This is a genomic window from Streptomyces sp. NPDC027185, assembly GCF_055567035.1.
Map to the genome: position 1 here is coordinate 168,857 of NZ_JBVHRF010000008.1, position 24,237 is coordinate 193,093.

Sequence of the window (24,237 nt, forward strand, 5' to 3'; positions counted from 1 at the left end):
GGCGCCCCGGAGGGATCCGGGACGCCCGCGCCGCACCACGGTGCCGGTCAGGGGGCGCCGGGCAGGTCGCTCGCGCCCACGGCGGCGGCCTTCGCGCTCTTCTTCGCGGGCTCCGGGGTGGCGTGCGGGGCGCACGTCACGTCCCGGGCGTCGGTCTTCCCGTGCAGCAGGTAGGCGTCGACCCGGTCGTTGATGCAGGGGTTGGTCAGACCGGTGACGCCGTGCGAACCGGCGTCCCGCTCGGTGATCAGCCGCGAACCGGCGAACCGCTTGTGCAGTTCGACCGCGCCGTCGTACGGGGTGGCGGCGTCGCGGGCGCTCTGGACGATCAGCACCGGCGGCAGCCCCTTGCCGCTCTTGACCTCGACGGGGCGCTGCTGCTTGGCGGACCAGGTCGCGCACGGCAGGTTCATCCAGGCGTTCGCCCAGGTCATGAAGGGGGCCTTGGCGTGGACGCGGGTGTTGTCACGGTCCCAGGTGCGCCAGTTCGTGGGCCACTTGGCGTCGGCGCACTCGACGGCGGTGTAGACCGCGTTGCTGTTCTCGGACGCGACGTTGCCGGCCTTGTCGTCGAGGTTCGGGCCCGCGTTCTCGATCAGCGGCTTCTCGTCACCGGCGCGGTAGGCGCTCCACACCTCGGCGGCGGGCGCCCACATCGAGTCGTAGTAGGGCGCCTGCTGGAAGAAGCCGATCAGCTCGGCGGGGCCGACGACGCCGCCGACGGGCTTCTTCGCCGCGCTCGCGCGCAGCTTCTCCCACTGCGCCTGGACCTTCTCGGGGGTGTCGCCGATGTGGTACGTCGCGTCGTGCTGGGCGACCCACTTCTTCCAGTCGCCCCAACGGGTCTCGAAGGCGACGTCCTGGTCGAGGTTGGCCTGGTACCAGACCTTCTCGCGCGCGGGGTTGACGACGCTGTCGACGATCATGCGGCGGACGTGGCCCGGGAAGAGCGTGCCGTAGACGGCGCCGAGGTAGGTGCCGTAGGAGACGCCGAGGTAGTTGAGCTTCTTCTCGCCGAGCGCGGCGCGGATGACGTCCAGGTCGCGGGCGGTGTTGGGCGTCGTCAGGTACGGCAGGAGGTCGCCGCTGCGGGCCGCGCAGCCGTCCGCGTACGCCTTGGCGAGCTTGCGCTGGACACGCTTGTCGGCCTCGTTGCGGGGCACCGGGTCGGCCTTGGGGGCGCTGACGAACTCCTGCGGGTCGACGCAGGAGATGGCGGCGGAGTGGCCGACACCGCGCGGATCGAAGCCGACGAAGTCGTAGGCGGCGGAGGTCTTCTTCCACAGCGGGTTGCCGCCGGTGACCCGGGTGGGGAAGCGCATGCCGGAGCCGCCGGGGCCGCCCGGGTTGTAGACGAGGGCGCCCTGCCGCGCGTCCTTGCCGCCGGTGTTGCGGACCCGGTCGACGGCGATCTTGATGGTGCGGCCGCCGGGGCGGGCGTAGTCCACGGGCACGGTGACGTATCCGCACTGGATCGGGGCCTTGAGCCCCCAGTCGGCGGGGCAGTCCTGCCAGTCGATGCCCTGGGCGGCGGCGCGGGCGGCGGCGGTCCGCACACCGCGGTCCTCGGCCGAGGCGGCGGGGCGGCGCTCACCGGCGGTGGCGGGCGTGGCGGAGATCGCTCCGGCCAGGAGCGCGCCGGTCACCAGGGTGCCGGCGGCGCCGAGTGCTGCTGTTCTTCTCACGTGGTGGTTCCCCCTGAGGGCGTGCCGCGCGTAGCGGCTGATCACAGCGGTGTACGAGGGGATCCTGTCGCTCTCCACCCCCTCTTGAAAAGATTCGAACATCATTTCTTTATCAATCCGTAGGAATGGTGGGGAGAGTGGAGGAGCTGCGACCGAGACCCCTCACGTCACATCCGCCGCCCCGTCGCCCTCCTTTCCCTGCCGTTACGGACAGTGGTGGCCGAGACGGCGTCAGCACGGCCGGAAGTCGCCGTGGCCGCCGTGTTTCGCGGCGCTCCGAAGGCATTTCCGAGGCGCGGGAGCACCAACCCACCGAAAGGAAAGGGCTGTTCAGCTCCAGGTCGGCGTGGTGCGCGGCGAACCGCTGGGCGTCCGGCGCGCTGCACATGGACCAGAACGCGTCAATCGTCCGTCATGTACGTTCCGGCTCTGTGCGAAGACACGCACGGTGAGTAGCCTTCAAGCGGGCTCTCCTCCGTGCCAGCCGCGCGGGGAGAGCTGTCGGCGTTTCGCCTCCGTCCCGTGACCGAGAAGGAGTTCCGCGTGCCGGGTATCGATCAGGTGTTGTCCGAGGCGATGGGTATCCCCGGCGTTCTCGGCGCCGGGCTGATCGACTGGACCAGCGGGCTGTCCCTCGGCACGGCGGGCCGGGCGCCCCGGAACGACCACGACGCCGCCGCCGCGGACACCGCCGAGGTCGTCCAGGCGGTCCAGCGCAGCGCCACCTTCGACTCCGGCGCCGACGGGGCGCGACCGGGTCTGGAAGACCTGATCCTCACCGCCGCCGGGGGCTACCACCTCATCCGCTTCGTCCACACCGCCTTCGACAGTCAGACGTACCTGTACCTGTACCTGGACCGGGAGCGGGCCAATCTGGCCGTCGCACGCAGGCGGCTGCACGATCTGGCGGCCGGGCTCGTGCCGGGCTGACCGCGGGCCCGCCCGCGCCGCCGCGACACGTCCGCGGCCCCGGCACCACCGGTGCGCGGGGCCGTGCCCGGCCCCGGTACCGCTCGACCGGACACGCTAGGGGAACGCCATGGGCCACTCCGCCGCCACTCCCCCGACCGGACCGGACGGCCCGCTCGCGCGACTCGCCGCCGAACGGGCCACCGGAGCACTCCACTTTCCCGGTGGCCGCATCCGTCTCCGAGACGGTGCGGTCTCCTGGGTGGAGTGCGACGACCTGCCCGGGTCCGCCGCGCCCGGCGGCCCGGCCCGCGAGGGCGGACGACCACGCCGTACGCGGCAGGGCCGGGCGGCCCGCGGAGCCTCCGGGGACGGCAGGGCGCCGGAGCCGGACGCCGGGGACACCGCCCCGGAGAGCCTGACGCTCCGGCAGATCCGCCATCTGACGCTGCTGCTGGACGCGGCGTTCCTGGTGCTGCCGCTCCCGGCGGAGGGCACCTCGTTCACGCCCGGCGCGGAGCACTGCCCCGCGGCCGTACGGCAGGTGGGCGTCGCCGCGCTGCTGCGGGCGGTCGCCGCCCGCCGGGCGCAGCTCGACGCCTGGCGGACGTGGGCGGCGGTGGACGGCGCGCCGGTCGTCCTCGCCCCGGACGCCCGGCGTACGGACGGCCCCGGCTGGCGGGCCCGGCTGCTGCTCGGGGCGGCGGACGGCCGGCGCACCCCCGCCGATCTCGCCCGCACGCTGGGACATTCGGTGTTCTGGACGCTGCTGGAGGTACGGCGGCTGGCCGCCGGCGGGCTGATCGCACTGCCGGAGGGCGCGACGGAGACGGACGGCACGCGGACCGGCGGCGCGTCCGTCACCGGTCCGGCGGCGGACGGCGGGACGGAGACAGCCGGCCCCGCGGCGGCCACGGGCACGGCGACGGGTAGCCGCAGGACGGGCGGCGGGACGGGGACGACCGGCGCCGCGAGCGGCCGGAAGGCGGGCCGGGGCACGGCGTCCGGCGGCCGGAAGACAGCCGGTGGCGCGGCGACCGGTGGGACGGAGGGTGCGGGGGCGGCCCGTGACGCGGGACCGGAGGCGTCCGGCGGACGGTCCCCGGGCCGTGGCGGCGGGACGCGGCCGGGCGGGTCCGGGCGTCCCCGCGGCGGGGAGAAGCGTTCCGCCACGGCCGGGCGGGAGCGGAGCGGGACGGACAAGCGGCCGGGTGCCGCGCCCTCGCTGCCGTCGCGCCCGGTGTCCGGCGGCCGGGAGGGCGGGTTGCCGACCCGCGCCCCCGCGGGCGGGCGGGGCGGCGGGCCGTCGTCGCGCGCCGCGGGGCGGGAGCGGGACACGGAGCGTCCGGCGCACTCCGCCGCGGACGACGGCGGGGCGCCGGGCGGGCTGCCCCGGCGGCGTCCGGGGGTGTGTCTGGAGGAGGCGCGGGAGCGGGACCCGCAGCCCGCCGGGGCGCCGGCGCTGCCGCCGGGACTCCCGGAGACCGCCGACCCCGACGTCACGCTCCTCACCCGCCTGCGTACGGCACTGGAGGAGAACTTGTGATCCGTGGTGACGACCCATGAGACGCGCCCTCGCACGGCGCGCCGAGAAGAGGAGACTGATGACGATCCAGCCCAGGGTGCGGGACGAACTGCACGCGCTGCGGGACCAGGTGCGCCATCTCCGCGGCGGCATGGTGGCCAGCGCGGACGGCATGGTCATCGCCCACGATCTGCGGAACATCGAACCGGACGCCCTCGCCGCGCTCACAGCGGCGGCCATCGGCGTCGCCAAACGTCTCACCGAGGCGACCGGTCAGGGCGCCTTCGAGGAGACCCTCACCCGCGGCACCCACGGCTACGTCGCGGCGTACGCGGCGGGGGCGCGGGCGGTGCTGACCACCGTGGGCGGCCCGGAGATCAACGTCGGGCGGCTGCATCTCCAGGCCCGGCAGGCCGCGGAGCGCATCGGCGCGCTGGTGGACGAGGCGCCCGCCCCGGACCCGTCCTGAGACCGCTCCCGCCCCGCGCCCACGGGTCGTCGCCCGGCCGGCGCCCCGCCCCGTACCCCGTGTTCCCGGCCCGCCGCAATCCGTACCCAGAAAGGTGTGCACCGTTATGGCATCCATGGAAACCGCGCTCGCCGATGCGATGTCGACCATCGAAGGCGTCATCGGCATCGCCCTCGTCGATCACACCAGCGGGATGACGCTGGCGGCGCTCGGCGGCGGCAACACACTGGATATGGAGGTCGCGGCGGCGGGGAACACCGACCTCGTCCGCGCGAAGCTGCGCACGATGGAGATGCTCGAACTCCAGGGCTCCATCGAGGACATGCTGATCACGCTCACCTCCCAGTACCACCTGCTCCGGCCGGTGACCGGGCGCCACGGCGCCGGCCTCTTCCTGTATCTGGTGCTCGACCGCAAGCGCGCCAATCTCGCGCTGGCCCGGCACCGGCTCGCCCGGGTCGAGGAGGTACTGGAGGTGTGAGCGCCGGGCCCCGCCGGTCCCGCGTCCGCCGTCCGGACGCCGAGGGTCGGGCGGGGCCCGGCGCGCCCTCAGCCGGGCAGGTTCCCGGCCGCCTCGTCGAGGACGGCGCGCAGCCGCAGGGCGTCCGGGGCGACGGCGGTGGCGAGGAGGGCGGGGCCGGTCAGCGGTGTCAGCACGCCCTGCCCGGCGGCCGGGTCCAGGCGTTCCGGCGCGGCGGCGCCCAGCAGCCGCACCCGCTGCTCCTCCTCCGCCAACTCCGGTTTCACGAAGAGGAGTTGGCCGATGGCCCGGTGGCCGCCGAGGACGGCGGAGGTGTCCCAGCCGGGTACGCCGGGGCCGTAGGCGGTCTCCTGGTCGAGCAGGGTTCGGCCGGCGCGGCGGACCGTCAGGCGGCTGTGGAGGCGGCCGGTGGGTTCCCCGGCGCGGCCCAGGACCTGTTCCTCGCGCAGGACGAGGCGGGCGGTGGGGGCGAGGTCGATGGTGGTGGTCATCCACAGGTCGCTGCCCGCGGCGCAGATCAGCGGTTCGGGCAGCCAGTCGAGGCGGGCGCCGTCGCCGACGGTCAGGTGGACGTCGTAGGTGGCGGCGTCGCCGGTGCGGCCGGGCAGCGCCACGGTGGCGGCGGCCGCGGTCAGCTCAAGTGACGCCCCGTCCTCGGCGGTGGCCTCGACGGCCAGCCGGTCACCGCCGAGCGGGGCGCTCATCGCGCCCACCATGCAGACGCGGGCCCGCGGTCCCGGGAGGCCGAGCCGGCGCAGCGCGAACGGCCCGGAACCGTCCAGGACGGGCAGCCGGGTGGTGCCGTGCGCGTCGGTGCGGGCGACGATGCGGGCGGTGGCCCGCAGCCCGGCGGCCGTGGTGAGGTCGCCGGACGGCCGGGTGATCGTGGTGGGCACGGTGGTCATGCGGCGCTCGTGGTCCAGGCGGTGAGGCGGTCGCGGACCCATGCGGCGACCGGGGTGACGCCGCCCTCGGACTTGACGTTGGTGAACACCACGGGCAGTTCGCCGCGCTGCGCCTTGGCGTCGCGGGCCATGCCCTCCAGGTCGACGCCGACGTAGGGGGCGAGGTCGGTCTTGTTGACGATCAGCAGGTCGGCGGTGGTCACACCGGGGCCGCCCTTGCGGGGGATGTCGTCGCCGCCCGCCACGTCGATGACGAAGATCTGCGCGTCGACCAGGCCCTTGGAGAAGGTGGCCGTCAGGTTGTCGCCACCGGACTCGACGAGGATCAGATCGAGGGGGCCGACCTCGTCCTCCAGGTCCTCGACGGCTTCGAGGTTGGCGGAGATGTCGTCGCGGATCGCGGTGTGCGGGCACGCGCCCGTCTCCACCGCCTTGATCCGCTCACCCGGCAGGACCGCCTCCCGCAGCAGGAACTCGGCGTCCTCCCGCGTGTAGATGTCGTTGGTGACGACGGCGAGGGAGAGTTCGTCGCGCAGCGCGCGGCACAGAGCGGCGACGGTGGCGGTCTTGCCGGTGCCGACCGGGCCGCCCAGACCGATCCGCAGCGCGCGGCGGGAGCCGTCGGGGCGGATCGGCGTCGCGGCGCTGTAGCTGTGGCGGTGCGGGAAGATCTCGTCGAGTTCGTGGTCGAGGTGCATACGGACTCCGTAGGTCGTGCGGGCGCGCGAGGCGCCCGTGGCCGCCGGGAACGCGGGGCTCCCGGCGACGGTGGATCAGGAAGCGAAGAGGCGGACCGGCCAGGCCGCGTGCTGCTCGGCGGTGAGATCGAGGAGCGGCGCGGACGCGGCGGGCAGGACCTGCGGCCCCTCCGCCGGGAAGCGGGACCCGGCCGCCGCGGCGTCGGCCGCGAGGCGGTCGAGGTCACCGGCGAGGCGGGCGAGGACGGCGGTGGCGTCGAACGGATCCAGGCTCAGCAACCGGACCACCGCCGTCGCCGGGCCGCTGACGTTCTCGTACGCCGCGGCGTACGCGGCATCCAGCGGCGCCAGCCCGGCGGCGCGGGCCGCGACGCCCAGCACCACCGGCTGATGGGCGCCACGCGGCCGCGCCGCCGCCAGCGCGGCCAGCTCCGCCGACGGCCACGCCGCCCGCGCCGCACGCATCATCTGACGGCCCAACCGGCGGGCGGCGGCCCGCAGCGCCGGGACGGGGGTGCGGGCGTCGGCCGCGTCGTCGAGGGCGAGCGGGTCGCCGCCGGCCGCGGCGGCCGCGGCGAGTCCCGCCGCGACCAGCCCGGCGGTGTGCAGCCGACCGCGGCAGAACGCCTCCAGGGAGGCGGCGTCCGTGACGCGTCCGGCCGCGACCGCGGCCTCCGCCCCGCCGGAGTGCGCATGGCCTCCGGCGGGGAACCGGCCGTCGGCCAGCACCATGAGGGCGGCCCGGCTCATCGCCGGTTCCCGGGGTGCGTAGCGTTCATGGGAGAGATCACCTGTGCCGCGTCAGAAGAGGAAGTACCGCTGGGCCATGGGGAGTTCGGCGGCGGGGGCGGGCTCGACCACCTCGTCGTCGATGGTCACCGTGAAGGTGTCCGGCTCCACGTGGACCCGCGGCAGGGCGTCGTTGTTGCGCATCGACGCCTTGGTGACGGACCGGGTGCTGCGGATCGGCTCGTACGCCTTGCCGAGCGGGAGCCGTTCGGCGATGCCGTCCTCGACCGCCTGCGCGGAGACGAAGTTGACGGAGTTGCTGCCCGGGGCCTTGCCGATGGCGCCGAACATGGGGCGCGGCAGGATCGGCTGCGGGGTGGGGATGGAGGCGTTGGCGTCGCCGACCTGCGCGTACGCGATCTGACCGCCCTTGATGACGAGCAGCGGCTTGACGCCGAAGAACGCCGGGTCCCACAGCACGAGGTCGGCGAGTTTGCCGTCCTCGACGGAGCCGATGACGTGGTCGATGCCCTGGGCGGCGGCCGGGTTGATGGTGTACTTCGCGACGTACCGGCGGGCGCGGTTGTTGTCCGCGGCGCTGTCGCCGGTGAGGAGGCCGCGGCGCTTCTTCATCACGTGCGCGGTCTGCCAGGTGCGCATGACGACCTCGCCGATGCGGCCCATGGCCTGCGCGTCCGAGGACATGATCGAGATGGCGCCGAGGTCGTGCAGGATGTCCTCGGCGGCGATGGTCGAGGGCCGGATGCGGGACTCGGCGAACGCGAGGTCCTCGGGGACCGCCGGGTTCAGGTGGTGGCAGACCATCAGCATGTCGAGGTGCTCCTCGACGGTGTTGACGGTGTGCGGCCGGGTCGGGTTGGTCGACGCGGGCAGCACGTTCGGCTCGGAGACCATGGCGATCATGTCGGGGGCGTGCCCGCCGCCCGCGCCCTCGACGTGGAAGGCGTGGAGGGAGCGCCCGGCGATGGCCGCGATGGTGTCGCCGAGGAAGCCGGCCTCGTTGAGGGTGTCCGTGTGGATCGCGAGCTGGGCGCCGCTCTCCTCGCAGATGTTCAGGCAGGCGTCGAGGACGGCGGGGGTCGCGCCCCAGTCCTCGTGGATCTTGAAGCCGAGGACCCCGGCGCGCAGCTGGTCGCGCATCGAGTCGGCGGACATGGTGTTGCCCTTGCCCAGCAGCCCGATGTTGACGGGGAGGTGGTCCATCGACTCCAGGAGCCGGGAGATGTGCCAGGCGCCGGGGGTGATGGTGGTGGCCTTGCTGCCCTCGGCGGGGCCGGTGCCGCCGCCGACGAGGGTGGTGACGCCGGAGGCGAGCGCCTCGTCCACCTGCTGGGGGCAGATGAAGTGGACGTGGGTGTCGATGGCGCCGGCGGTGAGGATCTTGCCGTTACCGGCGATGATCTCGGTCTCCGGGCCGATGACGAGGTCCGGGTGGACGCCGTCCATCGTCTCGGGGTTGCCCGCCTTGCCGAGCCCGGTGATCCGGCCGTCGCGTATGCCGACGTCCGCCTTGACGATGCCCCAGTGGTCGAGGACGACGACGCCGGTGATGACGGTGTCGGGGGCGCCCTCGGCGCGGGTGACGCGGGACTGTCCCATCGACTCGCGGATGACCTTGCCGCCGCCGAAGACGGCCTCGTCACCGGCGCGCCCGGGACCGCCGCCGCGGTCCTCCTCGATCTCGATGACCAGGTCGGTGTCGGCGAGGCGGATACGGTCGCCGGTCGTCGGGCCGAAGAGGTCGGCGTAGTCCTGGCGGGAGAGCTCAGCCATCGAGGGTGCCTCCGGTCTCACCGCGCAGCCCGGCGACGATCCGCTTGCCCGCGAGGGGGACCAGCTCGACCTCGGTGGGGATGCCGGGCTCGAAACGTACGGCGGAGCCCGCCGCGACGTTGAGCCGCAGGCCGTGCGCGGCCGCGCGGTCGAACGCCAGGCCCGGGTTGGCCTCGGCGAAGTGGTAGTGGGAGCCGACCTGCACGGGGCGGTCGGCGGAGTTGAGGACGGTCATGCGCGTGAGGGGGCGGCCTTCGTTGAGGCGTACCGGCTCGTCGGCGTAGAGGATCTGTCCCGGGATCATCTTCTGCTCTCCCGCGGTCAGTTGATGGGTTCGTGAACGGTGACGAGCTTGGTGCCGTCGGGGAAGGTGGCCTCGACCTGCACGTCGTGAATCATTTCGGGGACGCCGTCCATGACATCGTCGCGGCTGAGCACCTGGCGTCCGGAGGACATCAGCTCGGCGACGGTCCGGCCGTCCCGGGCCCCTTCGAGGATGTGAGCGGTGAGCAGCGCAATGGATTCCGGATGGTTGAGCTTCAGCCCCCGGGCACGGCGTTTTTCGGCCACGTCTGCCGCCACATGAATCATCAGACGTTCCTGCTCATGCGGAGTCAGTTGCATACGTTCCACCTCACAGACTTCCTGCCCGGGTACGCGTTCGCCCAGGTCACAGGCGTGGACACGCCCGTATAGGTAGATGTATCACACAGCGACTAAAGGGAGAGCAAACCGCCTCTCCGCGGGAGGTCATCAACACCCGCCCGCGCAGAGGTTAGTTCGGGCGCATTTCCGTGGCGTTACACGCCCGGTCACCTGCGGAACCCTTCTCAGCACTGAAGAGTCGGCACCTCCCTTACCGGGAGTTACCGACCGGCGACCGAATTCCCCTTCCGGATTTCCCGTACGGGAATTTCCGGCGACCTGAATACGGTGGCGAATTCCACATCCCGGAACGGACGGCGGACCGATCGGACAGGCCCCCTCGGGAGCCGCGAATTGGATGCACCGGGCAATCCGGGCCACCTCCGCTGGACGAACACCACTGTCCGGTATCCGCTCTTGACGGGGCGGTGATCGCTCACGATCCTCATGTGCGCGTCAAACGCTCCGCACCACCCCCCACACCAGTATCGGAGCCACACCGTGACTCGCACCGCCCGTACCCGCCGTCTCACCCTCGCCATCGGCGCCTGTACCGCCGTCGTCGCCCTGCTCGGCGTCGCGGCCGGCGCCCAGGCGACCGCACCGGCCGCCGCCCCCGACATCCCCGTGGCGGACGTCAAGGCCGACCTCGCCAAGTTCCAGTCCATAGCCGACGCCAACAACGGCACCCGCGCCCACGGCACCCCCGGCTACCAGCAGTCGGTCGACTACGTGAAGAGCAAGCTGGACGCCGCCGGATTCACCACGAAGGTCCAGGAGTTCACCAGCGGCGGCGCGAAGGGGTACAACCTCATCGCCGACTGGCCCGGCGGCGACGAGAGCAAGACCGTGATGTCCGGGGCCCACCTCGACTCCGTCCCCGCGGGCCCCGGCATCAACGACAACGGCTCCGGCTCGGCGGGCATCCTGGAGGTCGCGCTCGCGGTCGCCAAGGCCGACCTCAAGCCCACCAAGCACCTGCGGTTCGGCTGGTGGGGCGATGAGGAGGACGGCATGATCGGCTCCTCCCACTACGTCGACTCGCTCGGCGCCGACACCGCCAAGCTCGACTCGTACCTCAACTTCGACATGATCGGCTCGCCCAACCCCGGCTACTTCGTCTACGACGACGACGCGCGGCTGGAGAAGGTCTTCAAGGACTGGTTCGCGAGCAAGAACATCGCCACCGAGAAGGAGACCGAGGGCGACGGCCGCTCCGACCACGCGCCGTTCCAGGACGCCGGTGTCCCCGTGGGCGGTCTGTTCTCCGGCGCCGACTACATCAAGACCGACGCGCAGGCCAAGGCGTGGGGCGGCGAGGCGGGCAAGGCGTTCGACGCCTGCTACCACGAGTCCTGCGACACGGTGAAGAACATCGACGACACCGCGCTGGACAACCACACCGACGCCATCGCCCACGCCCTGTGGGAGCTGAGCTCCTGACCCCGCACGCCTCGCGGGGCACCGCCCGCGACGCCTGAGGGCGGACGCGTACGGGCGCCCCCGCCCCTCTCCGGCCCGCGCGGCCGGCTCCCGGCCCGGCCGCTCCCCTCCGACGGCCGGGCCGCGGCGTGCCGGGAAGCCGCGTCGCGGGCGAGCGGTCCGGCCGCCGGTCCGCGGCGGCACCCCTCCCCCGGACGGGCTCGCCCGTACGGCCCACCCCGTTCCCGGTCCGCGCGGGGGCGTCACGTTGCGGGGCGCGGGGGCGGGCCGTGGCGGGGGCGGGCCTCTTCCCGCTGGTCCGGGGCGCGCGAGCGGTGCGGGCGCCGCACACCCGGCGCCCGGAAAGCACCGTTTGGCACACTTGTGACCAATGTCACACTCCGTCATTTCAGCGCGGAATCCGGGCCTGTGATGCGTGACGATCCCCACGACGACAAGCCCCCGCCGCAGCGGCGGGGCGGTCCGGGCGGACGCCGAATCCTGCCGCCGTCCGGACGTCAGGTCGACGCGGACGCACCGGCAGGAGCGGAGGACCCGAGCACGACGGGGCCGGGCCGCCGGGGCGCCTCCGCGAAGTCCCGCCCCCGGGCGGACGACAGGGCTTCGCGGGCGCGCCCCGGGCCGACGGCCCCTTGGGGTGAAGCCGTACACGGCCGGGCACCTTCGCCTGCCCGAACCCGACAGGTCTTCCTTCGCAGGCGGCTGACGAAGGGTTTGCGCATGACTGTGCGCATGCATGTGCCGGCCGCGGTCGCCCGCGCCGGAACCATCTCCGCTCTCACACTCGCCACCGTCGGCGCCGCCGTCACGCTCCCCCCGGACGCCGACGCCACCGCCGTCTCCACCACGGCGGTACGGATCGCCGCCTCCAAGAAGGGCGCGCCGTACCAGTACGGGGCCCGGGGGCCGCACCGCTTCGACTGTTCGGGGCTGACGCAGTACGCCTTCAAGCGCGCCGGGCGGAGCCTGCCCCGCACCGCCGCCGCGCAGTACAACCGCGCCCGCCACGTCCGTGCCGGCTCCCGCAAAGCCGGTGACCTGGTCTTCTTCCACGGCCGTCAGGGCGTCTACCACGTCGGCATCTACGCCGGGCACAGCCGTATCTGGCACGCCCCGCACTCCGGCACCGTCGTGAAGCTGGAGAAGATCTGGACCCGCTCGGTCTCGTACGGGCGGGTCGGCTGACCCCGGTCAGGCTCCGGCGGACGGCCACGGCAGCCGCACCCGGACGGTCTTGCCGCCGCCCGGCTCCGGCACGGTCGCCACCTCTCCCCCGGACTCGGCGGCCAGCAGCCCGACGATGAGCAGACCGCGCCCGCCGGGGCGGCACTCCTCGGCGGGCAGCCGCCGGGGCGGCCGGGGGTCGCGGTCGGTGACCCCCGCGGTCAGCGTCGTGTCCCGGTCGAGCCGGAGCGCGACGGTGAAGTACGGGGAGGTGTCGCCGGTGTGCCGGACGGCGTTGGTCGCCAGCTCGGAGACGATCAGCCGGACCGCGTCGGTGAGCGGCGCGGCCGGATCGAGACCCCAGGCGCCGAGCACCGCGGAAACGTGCCTGCGCGCGGCCGCGACCGACTCCGGCGCGCCGGGGAGGGTGAGGGTGGATTCCTGGTGGTCTGCCATCGCCGTGCCGTCCTTCTTCCCACCGGGGTCGGATCCGGCGCACGGGCGCGGGCGGGACGCCGCTCGGTCACCGAGCCGGTCCGTACATCAAAGGGTGCGGACCGGGCGGTCCATGCTGCCGGTACGCCCCGCGATCCACCATGAAATGCCCATATCTCTCGCTCGAAGCGGTGAACGGTACGACGCGAGAACGGATCACCGGCCCGGCGGCTCCGGCGCACGCGCGCCCGGAGCCGGCCGTCAGCCGCGCGGCGCGGTCGCCGTCAAGATCCGTACGGCCGTGGCGAGTTGCTCCTCCGTCAGGTCGGCGCGGGCCGTCAACCGCAGCCGGGAGACGCCGTCGGGTACGGACGGCGGGCGGAAGCAGCCGACGAGCAGTCCGGCGGCGCGGCATTCGGCCGCCCAGCCGACGGCCGCCTCCGCCGACGGGGCGCGGACCGCGACGACGGCGGCGTCCGGACGGACCGCGGCCGGCCCGGCGGCGGTCAGCCGGTCGTACAGGGCGCCGGCGATCTTCCGGGCGCGGGCCGCGCGCTCCGGCTCGCGGCGCAGCAGCCGCAGCGCGGCGAGCGCGGCACCGGCCGCCGCCGGGGCGAGCCCGGTGTCGAAGATGAACGTCCGCGCGGTGTTGACCAGGTGCTCGATGACCCGCGCCGGTCCGAGGACCGCGCCGCCCTGGGAGCCGAGGGACTTCGACAGCGTCACGGTCGCGACGGTGTCGGGGGCCCCGGCGAGTCCGGCGGCGGCGACGGCGCCGCGTCCGCCGTCGCCGAGCACCCCGAGCCCGTGGGCGTCGTCGACGAGGAGGCCCGCGCCGTGGCGGCGGCAGACGGCGGCGAGGGCGGGCAGCGGGGCCGCGTCGCCGTCGACGGAGAACACCGCGTCGGTGACGGTGAGCGCCCGGCCCTCGTTGGCGGACAGCGCGGCGTCCACGGCGGCGGGGTCGGCGTGCGCGACGACGGTCTTCCGGGCGCGGGAGAGGCGGCAGCCGTCGATGAGGGAGGCGTGGTTGCCCGCGTCGGAGACGAGGAGGGCGCCGGGGCCGGACAGGGCGGTGACGGCGGCGAGGTTGGCGGCGTACCCGGAGGAGAGGACGAGGGCCGCCTCGAAGCCGCAGAACGCGGCGAGTTCGCGCTCCAGCGTGGCGTGGAGTTCGGTGGAGCCGGTGACCAGCCGGGAGCCGGTGGCCCCGGCGCCCCAGCGGTGCGCGGCCTGCGCGGCGGCGCGGGTGACCAGCGGGTGGCGGGCGAGTCCGAGGTAGTCGTTGCTCGCCAGGTCCAGCAGTTCACCGGCGGCCGGGCGGGGGCGCAGGATCCGGCGCAGACCGGCGCGGCGCCGTGCGTCGTGGGCCGCGTCGAGCCAGTCGAACGCGCCCGGATCCCGCGGCGCGGCGTCGGCCAACGGGGCGTCACGGGGCGGCGGCGGGGCGGGATCCGCGGGCATCGGCTTTCCTTCGTTTTCCCTCGGTGATTGTGGACTGCCGATAGACGTTAGCGGCCGTTCCACCGGCTCAGGGTGTGGTGATACACACACCCCGATCCGGGCGCGTTGTGGGAATCCTCCTTGGCCAGGGGCACCGGCGTACGTCAGGATCATCGCCATGGAGCTGCTGAACACGTTGGTGGAGAAGGGGCTGCGGCGCGAGCTGCCGACCCGTGAAGAGGCGCTCGCCGTACTGGCGACGTCCGATGACGACCTGCTCGACGTCGTGGCCGCGGCCGGCAAGGTGCGCCGTAAGTGGTTCGGCCGGCGGGTGAAGCTCAACTATCTCGTCAACCTCAAGTCCGGGCTCTGCCCCGAGGACTGCTCGTACTGCTCGCAGCGGCTCGGGTCGAAGGCCGAGATCCTCAAGTACACCTGGCTGAAGCCGGAGGAGGCGTCGCGGGCGGCGGCCGCCGGGGTGGCCGGGGGCGCCAAGCGGGTCTGTCTGGTGGCCAGCGGGCGCGGGCCGACCGACCGGGACGTGGCGCGGGTGTCGGAGACCATCTCCGCCATCAAGGAGCAGAACGAGGGCGTCGAGGTCTGCGCCTGCCTCGGACTGCTGACGGACGGCCAGGCCGGGCAGCTGCGGGAGGCCGGGGCGGACGCCTACAACCACAACCTCAACACCTCCGAGGCGACGTACGGCGACATCTGCACCACCCATGACTTCGGCGACCGGGTGGCGACGGTCAAACAGGCGCAGGCCGCCGGGATGTCGGCGTGCTCCGGGCTGATCGCCGGGATGGGCGAGAGCGACGCGGACCTGGTCGACGTGGTGTTCGCGCTGCGGGAGCTGGACCCGGACTCGGTGCCGGTGAACTTCCTGATCCCGTTCGAGGGGACGCCGCTGGCGAAGGAGTGGAACCTCACGCCGCAGCGGGCGCTGCGGATCCTGGCGATGACCCGCTTCGTCTGCCCGGACGTCGAGGTCCGGCTGGCCGGCGGGCGGGAGGTGCATCTGCGCAGCATGCAGCCGCTGGCGCTGCACCTGGTCAACTCCCTGTTCCTGGGCGACTACCTGACCAGTGAGGGCCAGGCCGGCAAGGACGACCTCGCGATGATCGCGGACGCCGGTTTCGAGGTGGAGGGCACCGGCACCACGACGCTGCCCGAACACCGCGTCACGGGCGGGACCTGCGGCGACGGCGGCTGCGGCGACACGGCGGCGGGCGGCTGCCACGGCGCCGCCGAGGTCCCCGAGCAGGCCGGCGGCGCCCTCTCCGACGAGGAGCGGCGCGGCCTGGTCGCGGTGCGCCGCCGGGGCGCGGGCACGGAGCTGCCGCCCAATGCCTGAGCCGCTCACCCCGGCCGAACTCCTCGACCTCGACCGGCGGCACGTCTGGCATCCGTACGGTCCGATGCCCCCACGCGCCGAGCCGCTGGTGGTCGAATCGGCGGCCGGGGTGCGGCTGCGGCTGGCCGAACCGGCGGGCGGCCACCGTGAACTGGTCGACGGGATGGCGTCGTGGTGGTCGGCGGTGCACGGCTACCGGCACCCGGTGCTGGACGAGGCAGCTCGCGAGCAGTTGGGGCGGATGAGTCATGTGATGTTCGGTGGGCTCACCCACGAGCCCGCCGTCCGGCTGGCCGAGCGGCTGGTCGCGATCACACCGGAGCCGCTGCGTCATGTCTTCCTCGCCGACTCGGGATCGGTGGCGGTCGAGGTCGCCGCCAAGATGTCTCTGCAGTACTGGCGCTCGGTGGGCCGCCCGCGCAAGCAGCGGCTGCTGACCTGGCGCGGCGGCTACCACGGCGACACCTGGCACCCGATGTCGGTGTGCGACCCCGAGGGCGGGATGCACGACCTGTGGCGGGGCGTCCTGCCGCGCCAGATCTTCGCGGACGCGCCGCCACCGGGCTTCGACGCACCGGTCGACGAGGCGTACGCGGCCCACCTGCGGGAGCTGATCGCCCGCCACGCCGACGAGCTGGCCGCGGTGATCGTGGAGCCGGTGGTGCAGGGCGCGGGCGGGATGGTGTTCCACTCCCCCGGCTATCTGCGGGTGCTGCGCGAGGCGTGCGACGCCCACGACGTCCTGCTGATCTTCGACGAGATCGCCACCGGGTTCGGCCGTACGGGCACGTTGTTCGCCGCCGGGCACGCCGGGGTCACCCCCGACGTGATGTGCCTGGGCAAGGCTCTGACCGGCGGTTATCTCACGCTGGCGGCGACGTTGTGCACGGCCGGGGTGGCGGCGGGCATCTCGCGCGGCGAGGTGCCGGTGCTGGCGCACGGCCCGACGTTCATGGGCAATCCGCTGGCCACCGCCGTCGCCGGCGCCAGCGTCGAGCTGCTGCTCGCCCAGGACTGGGCGGGCGAGGTGGCCCGTATCGGATCCGGACTGCGGACGGGTCTGGCCGCGGCCCGGGACCTGCCCGGGGTCCGCGACGTACGGGTGCTGGGCGCGATCGGTGTCGTCCAGCTCGATCACGAGGTGGACCTGGCCGCGGCGACGGCGGCGGCGGTCCGCGAGGGCGTCTGGCTGCGCCCGTTCCGCGACCTCGTCTACACCATGCCGCCGTACGTCACCGGCGACGACGACGTGGCCCGGATCTGCGCCGGGGTGTGCGCGGCGGCCCGCGAGGGCTGAGCGGCGCGGGTGTCCCGGGAGTCCGGGCGCCCGCGGCTACGGGGCCAGGTACGACAAGACGGAAGGAGGCACCATGACGGTGCTGTTCGTGACGGGTACCGGTACCGGTATCGGCAAGACCGTGACGACGGCGGCGCTCGCGGCGGCGGCGCTCGCGGCCGGCCGTTCGGTGGCGGTGCTCAAGCCCGCGCAGACCGGCGTCGGGCCGGACGAGCCGGGCGACGCGGCGGAGGTGGCGCGGCTCGCGGGAGCGGTGACGACGGCGGAACTGGCGCGGTTCCCCGAGCCGCTGGCCCCGGCGACGGCGGCGGCGCGGGCGGGCCTGGCCCCGGTCGGACCGCAGGAGGTCGCCGACGCCGCGGAGAAGCTGGCGGCCTCGCACGATCTGGTGCTGGTCGAGGGCGCGGGCGGGCTTCTGGTGCAGTTCGACGCGGACGGCAGCACCCTCGCGGACGCGGCGCGGCGGGCGGACGCACCGGTGCTGATGGTGACGGAGGCGGGGCTGGGCACGCTCAACACGACCGCGCTGACCGCACTGGCCCTGCGTACCCACGGCCTGCGCTGCGCGGGCGTGGTGATCGGCAACTGGCCAGCCGAACCCGATCTGGCCTCCCGCTGCAACCTCACCGACCTGCCCACGGCGGCGAACGCCCCGCTGCTCGGCCTGGTGCCGGAGGGCGCCGGAAGCCTGCCGCCGGGCGCGTTCCGCTCGGCGGCCACGGGGTGGCTGGCGCCGGCGCTCGGGGGGTCGGGGGCGTTCCGGGTGCCGGAGTGAAGGGAGGCGGCCGAGGCAGGGCGTACTCCCGCAGGGCCGTCCGCCGGGCGGAAATCCGCTCCCCGGCCGCCCCGTCCCCGGCACACTGGCCGCCATGACCGGTCTGACCGACGCCGGACTTCTGGCGCACTGGTACGACGCCTGCAATCCCTGGGGTGCCTGCGACGACTTCTTCCTCGATCCGGTGATGCGGGCCGGCGCCGTCCTCGACGTCGGCTGCGGCACCGGCACCCTGCTGCACCGCGCCCGCGTGCACGGCCATCGCGGACGGCTCTGCGGTCTCGACCCGGACCCGGCGATGCTGGCCCGAGCGCGGGCGGGCGGCCCCGGCGACATCACCTGGATCGCGGCCGGTCTGGGCGCCACCACCGACCCGGCGCGGCTGGGCGGAGTCGGCGCGGCGCCGGAGTTCGACCTCGTGGTGATGACCGGCCACGCCTTCCAGGTGCTGTGCGACGACGCGGAGCTGCGGGCCGCGCTCGCCGTCGTCCGCCGGGCGCTGGTCCCCGGCGGGCGGTTCGTGTTCGAGACGCGCAATCCGGGGGCGCGGGCATGGGAGCGGTGGACCCCCGAGCACGCGCGGGAGGTGAGGGGCCCGGACGGTGCGCGGGCCCGGATCGCGCACCGGGTGCGGCAGCCCGTGACCGGCGGGTTGGTGCGCTTCACCACCACTCTCACCGGGCCGGGTCTGCCACGTCCCGTCCGGGCGGACAGCACGTTGCGCTTCCTGCCCGCGGAGGTGCTCGACGGGTTCCTGGCCGAGGCGGGGTTCACCGTCGAGGAACGCTACGGCGACTGGGACCGCTCCCCGCTGACCCCGGCGAGCCCCGAGATCATCACCGTCGCGGGGCTCAGTCCAGCGCCGCGCCCTTGCGTTCGGGGATGAGGAACATCGCGGCCATGTCGAGGACGTAGAGGACGGCGAGGAGGCCGATGGCCTTCTGGAAGCCGTAGGTTCCGGCTACCAGGGCGACGAGGAGCGGGGCGAAGCCGCCGACGCCGCGGCCGAGGTTGAACAGGACGTTCTGTGCGGTGGCGCGGGCGTGTGTGGGGTACAGCTCGGCGATGAGCGCGCCGTAGCCGCCGGTCATGCCGTTGACGAACGCGCCCATGACGGCGCCGCCGATGAGCAGGGCTACGGGGGTGGTGAGGGTGGCGTAGGCGAGGACGGTCACGACCGCGCCCGCCTGGAAGAGCCAGAAGGTGGGGCGGCGGCCGATGCGGTCGGCGAGGTGGCCGAAGGCGAGGATGCCGCAGGCCATGCCGAGGACGGTGACGGCGGTCCAGGCGCCTGACTTGGTGAGGCTGTAGCCGAACTGCTGGGAGAGGTAGCTGGGCAGCCAGGTCATCAGGCCGTAGTAGCCGAAGTTCTGGACGGAGGTCAGGACGAGGACGCCGAGGGTGGCGCGGCGTGCGGCGGGGGTGTCGACGAGGCTGCGCAGCGGTGCGGTGGCCGGGCGGGCGCGGCCGGCTGCGGCGGTGAACGCGGCCGGCTCGTGCATGGTGCGGCGGAAGAGGAACGCGGCGAGGGCGGGCACCACACCGAGCGCGAAGAGGGCCCGCCAGCCCCAGGCGTTGATGACGGGCGCGGAGACGAGGGCGGCGGCGAGGACACCCGCCTGCCAGCCGAGGCCGACGTACGAGGTGCCGCGGGCGCGTTTGCGGCTGGGGAACGCCTCGGCGGCGAGCGCCATGCCGATGCCGAACTCACCGCCGATGCCCATCCCGGCGAGGAACCGGAAGGCCGCGAGCTGCGGGAAGTCCTGGGCGAGGGCGGTGGCGCCGGTGAAGACGGCGAAGAGCACGATCGACCAGGACAGCACCCGGATCCGGCCGAGGCGGTCGGAGAGCATCCCGAAGAGGAGGCCGCCGGCGACACAGCCGATGAGGGTGAGGGTGGTCAGCGATCCGGCCTGGGTGGAGGTCAGATGCAGTCCGGCGGTGACGGCGGAGAGCGCGAAGCTGAGGATGAGGAGGTCGAAACCTTCGAGCCCGTAGCCGACGGCGGAGGCGACGACGGCCTTGCGGGCGTAGCGGTCCGCGGCGGCGTCGGGCGCCGCGTCCGTCGTCTCGGAGGGGTGCGGGGGTGCCGGCGGCGCGGGGTGCTGGGGCATGCGTCCTTCAGTGCTGCGTACGGAGCGGGGGCGGTCTGGCGACCTGGAGGTCAGCAGCCGGGCCGAAGGCGGTCGGTGTCTCCCGTACGGGATGCCGCCGGTGCCGCGTGCCCACCGTGTCCGGCCGCGCGCGGGGCCGAAGGGCCATTCTAGGGGGCGTGGCGCGATCTTTTCGCACGGGCGTCCGGTCAAGGGGTCCGGCGGCCCCGGTGGCGGTGTCAGACCGTCCAGCTGCGCAGTTCGTCGGCGATGGCGGACAGCTCGGTGGTGTCGTCCTTGACGAGGCGGGCGAGGTCGCGGACCCGCTCGGGCGAGGTCGCGATCTTCAGGCCGCTGGCGACGAGGTAGCCGTAGGCCACGGCCGTCGCGAACATGGCGTTGGACCGCTCCAGCGCGGGCACCCGCAGCAGGAGCTGGAGAAGGGCGGCGGCGCGGTCCTGCGGGTCGGTGTAGACGGGGACGCCGATGATCTCCGCCTCGTGGCGGGCGACGGCGGCGACGAGGGCGCCCCAGTCGGTAACCGCGGGATCGCCCGGGGTGTGCTGTTCGGCGACGAGGAGCAGCCAGGCGAGGTCGATGCGGAGGGTCACTTCTTGCCCGGGTGTCCTTCCCTGCCACCGGCCGCGCCGTGCGCGGGCCCCGCCGCGCCCCGCCCGAATTCCTCGGCGAAGACGCGCTCGTACTGCTTCATGAAGTCGGAGGCCGCCTCGACGAAGGTCTGGCCGACCTCGCCGGCGTCCCGGAGGACGAGTTCCTCGATATAGCGATTCACGCTCACTCCCCGCTGCAGGGCGCGCTCCCGGGCCGCTTCGGCGGTGGCTTCGTCCACACGGACGTTCAACTGTGTTTTCGCCACGCCTTCACGCTAGCGCGCATCCGCTAGCACCGGCAAGCGGCGGGTGGCCCGGCGAACGGGGCCGTGCGCCCCGCTCCGTTCCGCGGCGCATGTCCCGGCGCGGTTCAGGCGTCGCGGCCGTTAGGGGCGACCGGGACCGGCGGGGAGACCGCTTCCGCGGCGGGCGGCGCGCCGCCGCCGTCGGCGGGCCCGTGGCCGAGGGCATGCACGCACAGCCCGGCGAGGATCAGCGCGAGCCCGAGCAGGCCGGTGGCCGCGGGTGCCGCGACGCCGAGCAGCAGTGCCTCGCCGAGCAGCGTGAACGGGACCTCGGCGGCCTGGGTGGCCTCGACCGCGCCGAGCCCCGCGGGGTGGTGGCGGACGAGGTCGGTCGCGCGGAAGAAGAGGGTGGTGGCGAGGACCCCGGAGGCCAGCGCGACGATCACGGACTGCACCAGCTGCCCGCCGGACGGCGGCCCCGCGGTGACGCCCGCGACGGCCGCCAGCACCAGCCACAGCGGCAGCGAGCCCAGCGTCATCGCCAGGGTGCGCTGGACGCCGTCGAGCCCGTCGGTGCCGAGCAGCATGCGGTTGCCGAGCGGGTAGGCGACGGCCGCGATCAGGACGGGCACCACCACCGTCAGCGCGGTGGACACACCCGTACCGCCGGCGTGTTCCAGCTGGGTCAGGACGACACCGAGGACGATCAGCGCGGAGACCAGGACGGTACGGAGCGGGACGCGGGCGCCGCCCAGGGCGCCGATGGCGATGCCCGCGACGATGACCAGCTGCCAGGTCGAGGCGACCAGCCAGCCCGCGCCCGCCTGGGAGGCCCAGGCCAGCGGCGCGTAGAAGAGGCCGAAGCCGACCGTCGACCACAGGAGCCAGCGGGCGGGGCGGGCGCGCAGGCTGCGCAGCACGTCGGGCAGGCCGCCGCGCACCGCGACCAGGAGGGTCATCGGCGCCACCATGAAGAGGTAGCGCAGGCTCGCGGTCCACAGCCAGGAACCGCCGGACAGACTCATTCCGCGGTTGAGCACGAAGCTCATGGCGAATCCGGCGGCGGCGAGGACGCCGAGGGCCATGGGCGTGGCGAGGGCCGGTGTCCGGCCGCCGGGGCGTATCCGCACTGTCGTCTCTCCGATTTCTCCGTGGTGTCCGCCGCTGTCGCGCCGCACCGTCCGTCCGCGTCGCGCACTGACATCTGAAATGTCAGTGGGTGCGGTCACCGTACGGCACCCGTTGCGGGGCCGGTCCCCCGCCCCCGCCGCCGTCCGGCCGGTGCCGGGACGGGCGCTTAGGATCGCCGGGTGACCGCACTGGAACCGGTCCCGAGAAGGCTGCTGCGCGACGAGGCGTACGACGCGCTGCTGGAGGCGATCGTCTCCGGTGAGCTGCCTCCCGGGCAGAAACTCAACGACGCCGAGCTGGCCGCGCGCCTGGGGCTCTCCCGCGCGCCGGTCCGCCAGGCCCTGGCGCGGTTGGCCGGGGAGCGTCTGGTGGTGTCGAAGCCGCAGAGCTACACGCGGGTCGCGCCCGTCGACGAACGGGAGACCCGGGACGCGCTGGCGGTGGTCCGGGCGATGCACGCACTGGCCGTGCGGGCGGCGGTGCCCCGGCTGACCGGCGGCGACCTGGCGCGGATGCGGGCGGCCAACGCGGACTTCGTCCGGGCGCTGGACGCCGAGGACGTCTCGGCGGCGCTGGCCGCGGACGACGCGCTGCACGCCGTCCCCGTCGAGGTGTGCGGCAACGCGGCGCTCGCCGAGACCATCCGCCGCTACACGCCGCTGCTGCGGCGCCGGGAGCGGCGCCGGTTCTCGGGGGCGGCGGCCCGCGCCTCCGCCGCCCGCCACGACGCGCTGATCGACGCGTGCGCGGCGGGTGCGACGGAGACCGCGGTGGAGCTGTCCGGGGAGATCTGGGGCGGTCTGGACACGCCGGACTGAGCGGCGGAGCCGTCCCGGCGGTACGGGCGGCGGGCCGGGCGAGGGCCGGGTCCGGGCGCGCGCCCCGTACGCCCCGGGCTGCTGCCGGTCCCGGCGGTGCGGCGCCCGGCGGCCCCGGCAGCGGCCCGGCTCCGGACCGGCTCCGGACCGGTCTCCGGCCGGTGACCGTACGCACCGCCCGCCCCGGGACACGGATGCCCGCCGGAGCCCCCGCCGCGCCTACGGGGCCGTCTCCGTCCAGGTGACCGGCAGGGCGTGGACGCCGTAGATGTTCATGTCGGTCCGCAGGGGTACCTCGTCGGCGGGGACGGCGAGGGCGAGGTCCGGGAAGCGGCGGAGCAGCGCGGTGAGGGCGGCGCGCATCTCGATACGGGCCAGTTGCTGGCCGAGGCACTGGTGGACACCGTGGCCGAAGGCGAGGTGGCCGCGGGCGTTGCGGTGGACGTCCAGGGCGTCGGGGTCGTCGAAGCGGCGGGGGTCGCGGTCGGCGGCGAGCAGGGAGAGGACGACGGTGGAGCCCTCGGGGACGGTCTCGCCGCCGAGTTCGATGTCCTCGGTGGCGTAGCGGTAGAAGATGTCGGCGACGGTCAGGTGGCGCAGCAGTTCCTCGACGGCGCCGGGCATCAGGCCCGGATCGGCGCGCAGCGCGGCCAGTTGTGCGGGGTGCTCCAGGAGGGCGAAGGTGCCCAGGGCGAGCATGTTGGCGGTGGTCTCGTGCCCCGCGAGCAGCAGCAGGAAGGCGATACCGGTCAGTTCCTCGGCGGTGAGGTCGTCGTGGCGGGTCAGGTCGGAGAGGAGGTCGTCGCCGGGTTCGGCGCGCTTACGCGTGACCAGCGCGGCGAGGTAGGAGGTGAGCGCGGTGTACGCGGCCATCTTCTCGTCGATCGGCTGCTCCTTGACCATGAAGCGGGCGGAGTCGGCCTGGAAGGCGGCGCGGTCGTCGTAGGGGACGCCGAGCAGTTCGCAGATGACCAGTGACGGGACCGGCAGCGCGAACTCCTGGACCAGGTCGACCGGCGGGGTCAGGCGCACGACGGCGTCCAGCCGGTGTTCGACGATCTCGGCGATGTGCGCTTCGAGGTTCTTCATCCGCCTGACGGTGAAGGCGCCGGTGAGCTTGCGCCGCAGCCGGGTGTGGTCCGGCGGGTCCATGGCGATGAACAGACCCGGCACCTGCGGCGACGGTTCGGTCAGGACGGGCATGCCCGGGATCTCGTACGGCACGTGGAGGACGCCGAGGTCCTGGCGGGAGCTGAAACGGGGGTCGGCCAGGACCCGGCGGGCCTCCTCGTGACCGGTGACGAGCCATCCCTCGTGGCCGTCGGGGAAGAGCAGCGGGCTGACGGGGCGGGCCTCGCGCAGCCGGCTGATGCGGCGGGGCGGGTCGAAGGGGCCGGCGTCGCGCTCCATGGGCAGGCCGTGCGGGACGGGTTCGGTGTGGCGCATGGGAGGTCCTTCCGTACGGGGCCGGCCGGTGGGCGCGGCCGGCCCCGGGCTATGTGGATATGGGCATGACAAGTAGGGCCACGTCCTCTCCCCGTACGAGGGGTGACGTGTCCGGAGGCGGCGGACCGGCGGGCCGGCCCGG

General features: G+C 74.2%; 25 protein-coding genes. 11 read left to right on the forward strand and 14 right to left on the reverse strand.

The genetic code is table 11. The annotated features are described in order from the left end of the window. Window positions 1-47: 47 nt before the first annotated feature. The gene (locus tag ACZ4M8_RS25025; protein ID WP_467610899.1) at window positions 48-1,685 is read right to left on the reverse strand and encodes an alpha/beta hydrolase; all 1,638 of its coding nucleotides are present in this window, start codon (window positions 1,683-1,685) and stop codon (window positions 48-50) included. 543 nt (window positions 1,686-2,228) lie between these two features. On the opposite strand from ACZ4M8_RS25025, the gene ACZ4M8_RS25030 reads away from it, so the two are divergent. The 4 genes from ACZ4M8_RS25030 to ACZ4M8_RS25045 all read left to right on the forward strand — a co-directional run bounded on the left by ACZ4M8_RS25030 (window position 2,229) and on the right by ACZ4M8_RS25045 (window position 5,069). Further along, a complete protein-coding gene (locus ACZ4M8_RS25030) occupies window positions 2,229-2,615 on the forward strand; it encodes a hypothetical protein (RefSeq protein ID WP_399095487.1) in 387 nt (128 codons plus the stop codon). Between the two features lie 109 nt (window positions 2,616-2,724). Continuing rightward, the gene (locus tag ACZ4M8_RS25035; protein WP_467610901.1) at window positions 2,725-4,140 is read left to right on the forward strand and encodes a hypothetical protein; all 1,416 of its coding nucleotides are present in this window, start codon (window positions 2,725-2,727) and stop codon (window positions 4,138-4,140) included. Window positions 4,141-4,198: 58 nt separating this feature from the next. After that, window positions 4,199-4,588 (forward strand): roadblock/LC7 domain-containing protein, encoded by a 390-nt coding sequence (locus tag ACZ4M8_RS25040; protein ID WP_399095481.1) that lies wholly within the window; start codon window positions 4,199-4,201, stop codon window positions 4,586-4,588. A gap of 106 nt (window positions 4,589-4,694) precedes the next feature. After that, a complete protein-coding gene (locus ACZ4M8_RS25045) occupies window positions 4,695-5,069 on the forward strand; it encodes a roadblock/LC7 domain-containing protein (protein ID WP_467610903.1) in 375 nt (124 codons plus the stop codon). Between the two features lie 68 nt (window positions 5,070-5,137). Here ACZ4M8_RS25045 and ACZ4M8_RS25050 read toward each other — a convergent pair whose 3' ends face one another. The 6 genes from ACZ4M8_RS25050 to ACZ4M8_RS25075 form a co-directional block, all read right to left on the reverse strand. Next, window positions 5,138-5,974: an urease accessory protein UreD gene (locus ACZ4M8_RS25050; protein WP_467610905.1), complete on the reverse strand. Its 837-nt coding sequence runs from the start codon at window positions 5,972-5,974 to the stop codon at window positions 5,138-5,140. Next, on the reverse strand, window positions 5,971-6,672 hold the full coding sequence (gene ureG / locus ACZ4M8_RS25055) for an urease accessory protein UreG (protein WP_467610907.1): 702 nt from the start codon (window positions 6,670-6,672) through the stop codon (window positions 5,971-5,973). Before ureG ends, ACZ4M8_RS25050 begins: the two co-directional genes overlap by 4 nt. A gap of 75 nt (window positions 6,673-6,747) precedes the next feature. Continuing rightward, window positions 6,748-7,422, reverse strand: coding sequence for an urease accessory protein UreF (locus ACZ4M8_RS25060; protein ID WP_467610909.1), 675 nt, complete (start codon window positions 7,420-7,422; stop codon window positions 6,748-6,750). A gap of 51 nt (window positions 7,423-7,473) precedes the next feature. Continuing rightward, window positions 7,474-9,195 (reverse strand): urease subunit alpha, encoded by a 1,722-nt coding sequence (locus tag ACZ4M8_RS25065; protein WP_467610911.1) that lies wholly within the window; start codon window positions 9,193-9,195, stop codon window positions 7,474-7,476. Continuing rightward, the gene (locus tag ACZ4M8_RS25070; protein ID WP_030281360.1) at window positions 9,188-9,499 is read right to left on the reverse strand and encodes an urease subunit beta; all 312 of its coding nucleotides are present in this window, start codon (window positions 9,497-9,499) and stop codon (window positions 9,188-9,190) included. The genes ACZ4M8_RS25065 and ACZ4M8_RS25070 overlap by 8 nt, the downstream gene beginning before the upstream one ends. Before the next feature lie 17 nt (window positions 9,500-9,516). After that, entirely contained in the window at window positions 9,517-9,819 is a 303-nt protein-coding gene (locus ACZ4M8_RS25075; RefSeq protein ID WP_143940408.1) for an urease subunit gamma, read from the reverse strand. 522 nt (window positions 9,820-10,341) lie between these two features. Here ACZ4M8_RS25075 and ACZ4M8_RS25080 point away from each other — a divergent pair. Continuing rightward, window positions 10,342-11,283 carry a M28 family metallopeptidase gene (locus tag ACZ4M8_RS25080; protein WP_467610913.1) on the forward strand — a complete coding sequence of 314 codons (942 nt, stop codon included), beginning with the start codon at window positions 10,342-10,344 and terminating at the stop codon, window positions 11,281-11,283. Between the two features lie 720 nt (window positions 11,284-12,003). Continuing rightward, entirely contained in the window at window positions 12,004-12,468 is a 465-nt protein-coding gene (locus tag ACZ4M8_RS25085; protein ID WP_467610915.1) for a C40 family peptidase, read from the forward strand. 6 nt (window positions 12,469-12,474) lie between these two features. Here ACZ4M8_RS25085 and ACZ4M8_RS25090 read toward each other — a convergent pair whose 3' ends face one another. Both ACZ4M8_RS25090 and ACZ4M8_RS25095 read right to left on the reverse strand, forming a co-directional pair. Further along, entirely contained in the window at window positions 12,475-12,903 is a 429-nt protein-coding gene (locus ACZ4M8_RS25090; protein WP_467610917.1) for an ATP-binding protein, read from the reverse strand. 240 nt (window positions 12,904-13,143) lie between these two features. Further along, window positions 13,144-14,346: an 8-amino-7-oxononanoate synthase gene (locus tag ACZ4M8_RS25095; RefSeq protein WP_467610919.1), complete on the reverse strand. Its 1,203-nt coding sequence runs from the start codon at window positions 14,344-14,346 to the stop codon at window positions 13,144-13,146. Window positions 14,347-14,503: 157 nt separating this feature from the next. On the opposite strand from ACZ4M8_RS25095, the gene bioB reads away from it, so the two are divergent. The 4 genes from bioB to ACZ4M8_RS25115 all read left to right on the forward strand — a co-directional run bounded on the left by bioB (window position 14,504) and on the right by ACZ4M8_RS25115 (window position 18,637). Further along, window positions 14,504-15,679 carry a biotin synthase BioB gene (gene bioB, locus ACZ4M8_RS25100; RefSeq protein ID WP_467610920.1) on the forward strand — a complete coding sequence of 392 codons (1,176 nt, stop codon included), beginning with the start codon at window positions 14,504-14,506 and terminating at the stop codon, window positions 15,677-15,679. After that, entirely contained in the window at window positions 15,672-16,976 is a 1,305-nt protein-coding gene (locus ACZ4M8_RS25105) for an adenosylmethionine--8-amino-7-oxononanoate transaminase (RefSeq protein WP_467610922.1), read from the forward strand. Before bioB ends, ACZ4M8_RS25105 begins: the two co-directional genes overlap by 8 nt. Before the next feature lie 73 nt (window positions 16,977-17,049). Further along, entirely contained in the window at window positions 17,050-17,751 is a 702-nt protein-coding gene (gene bioD / locus ACZ4M8_RS25110) for a dethiobiotin synthase (RefSeq protein WP_467610924.1), read from the forward strand. A 94-nt stretch (window positions 17,752-17,845) separates the two neighbouring features. Further along, the gene (locus tag ACZ4M8_RS25115; protein WP_467610926.1) at window positions 17,846-18,637 is read left to right on the forward strand and encodes a class I SAM-dependent DNA methyltransferase; all 792 of its coding nucleotides are present in this window, start codon (window positions 17,846-17,848) and stop codon (window positions 18,635-18,637) included. On the opposite strand, the gene ACZ4M8_RS25120 is transcribed toward ACZ4M8_RS25115, so the two are convergent. The 4 genes from ACZ4M8_RS25120 to ACZ4M8_RS25135 form a co-directional block, all read right to left on the reverse strand. Then, window positions 18,603-19,865, reverse strand: coding sequence for an MFS transporter (locus ACZ4M8_RS25120; RefSeq protein WP_467610928.1), 1,263 nt, complete (start codon window positions 19,863-19,865; stop codon window positions 18,603-18,605). The two genes, ACZ4M8_RS25115 and ACZ4M8_RS25120, sit on opposite strands and share 35 nt — an antisense overlap. Before the next feature lie 218 nt (window positions 19,866-20,083). Further along, complete coding sequence (locus ACZ4M8_RS25125; protein WP_467610930.1) at window positions 20,084-20,455, reverse strand: fic family toxin-antitoxin system, toxin component; 372 nt, start codon at window positions 20,453-20,455, stop codon at window positions 20,084-20,086. After that, window positions 20,452-20,721, reverse strand: a complete 270-nt coding sequence (locus ACZ4M8_RS25130; protein WP_467610932.1) for a hypothetical protein — start codon at window positions 20,719-20,721, stop codon at window positions 20,452-20,454. The genes ACZ4M8_RS25125 and ACZ4M8_RS25130 overlap by 4 nt, the downstream gene beginning before the upstream one ends. 104 nt (window positions 20,722-20,825) lie before the next feature. After that, window positions 20,826-21,830 carry a DMT family transporter gene (locus ACZ4M8_RS25135; RefSeq protein ID WP_467610934.1) on the reverse strand — a complete coding sequence of 335 codons (1,005 nt, stop codon included), beginning with the start codon at window positions 21,828-21,830 and terminating at the stop codon, window positions 20,826-20,828. A 180-nt stretch (window positions 21,831-22,010) separates the two neighbouring features. Here ACZ4M8_RS25135 and ACZ4M8_RS25140 point away from each other — a divergent pair, with 180 nt between their 5' ends. Then, a complete protein-coding gene (locus tag ACZ4M8_RS25140) occupies window positions 22,011-22,649 on the forward strand; it encodes a GntR family transcriptional regulator (RefSeq protein ID WP_467610936.1) in 639 nt (212 codons plus the stop codon). Window positions 22,650-22,868: 219 nt separating this feature from the next. On the opposite strand, the gene ACZ4M8_RS25145 is transcribed toward ACZ4M8_RS25140, so the two are convergent. Beyond that, window positions 22,869-24,095, reverse strand: coding sequence for a cytochrome P450 (locus ACZ4M8_RS25145; RefSeq protein ID WP_467610938.1), 1,227 nt, complete (start codon window positions 24,093-24,095; stop codon window positions 22,869-22,871). Window positions 24,096-24,237 lie beyond the last annotated feature (142 nt).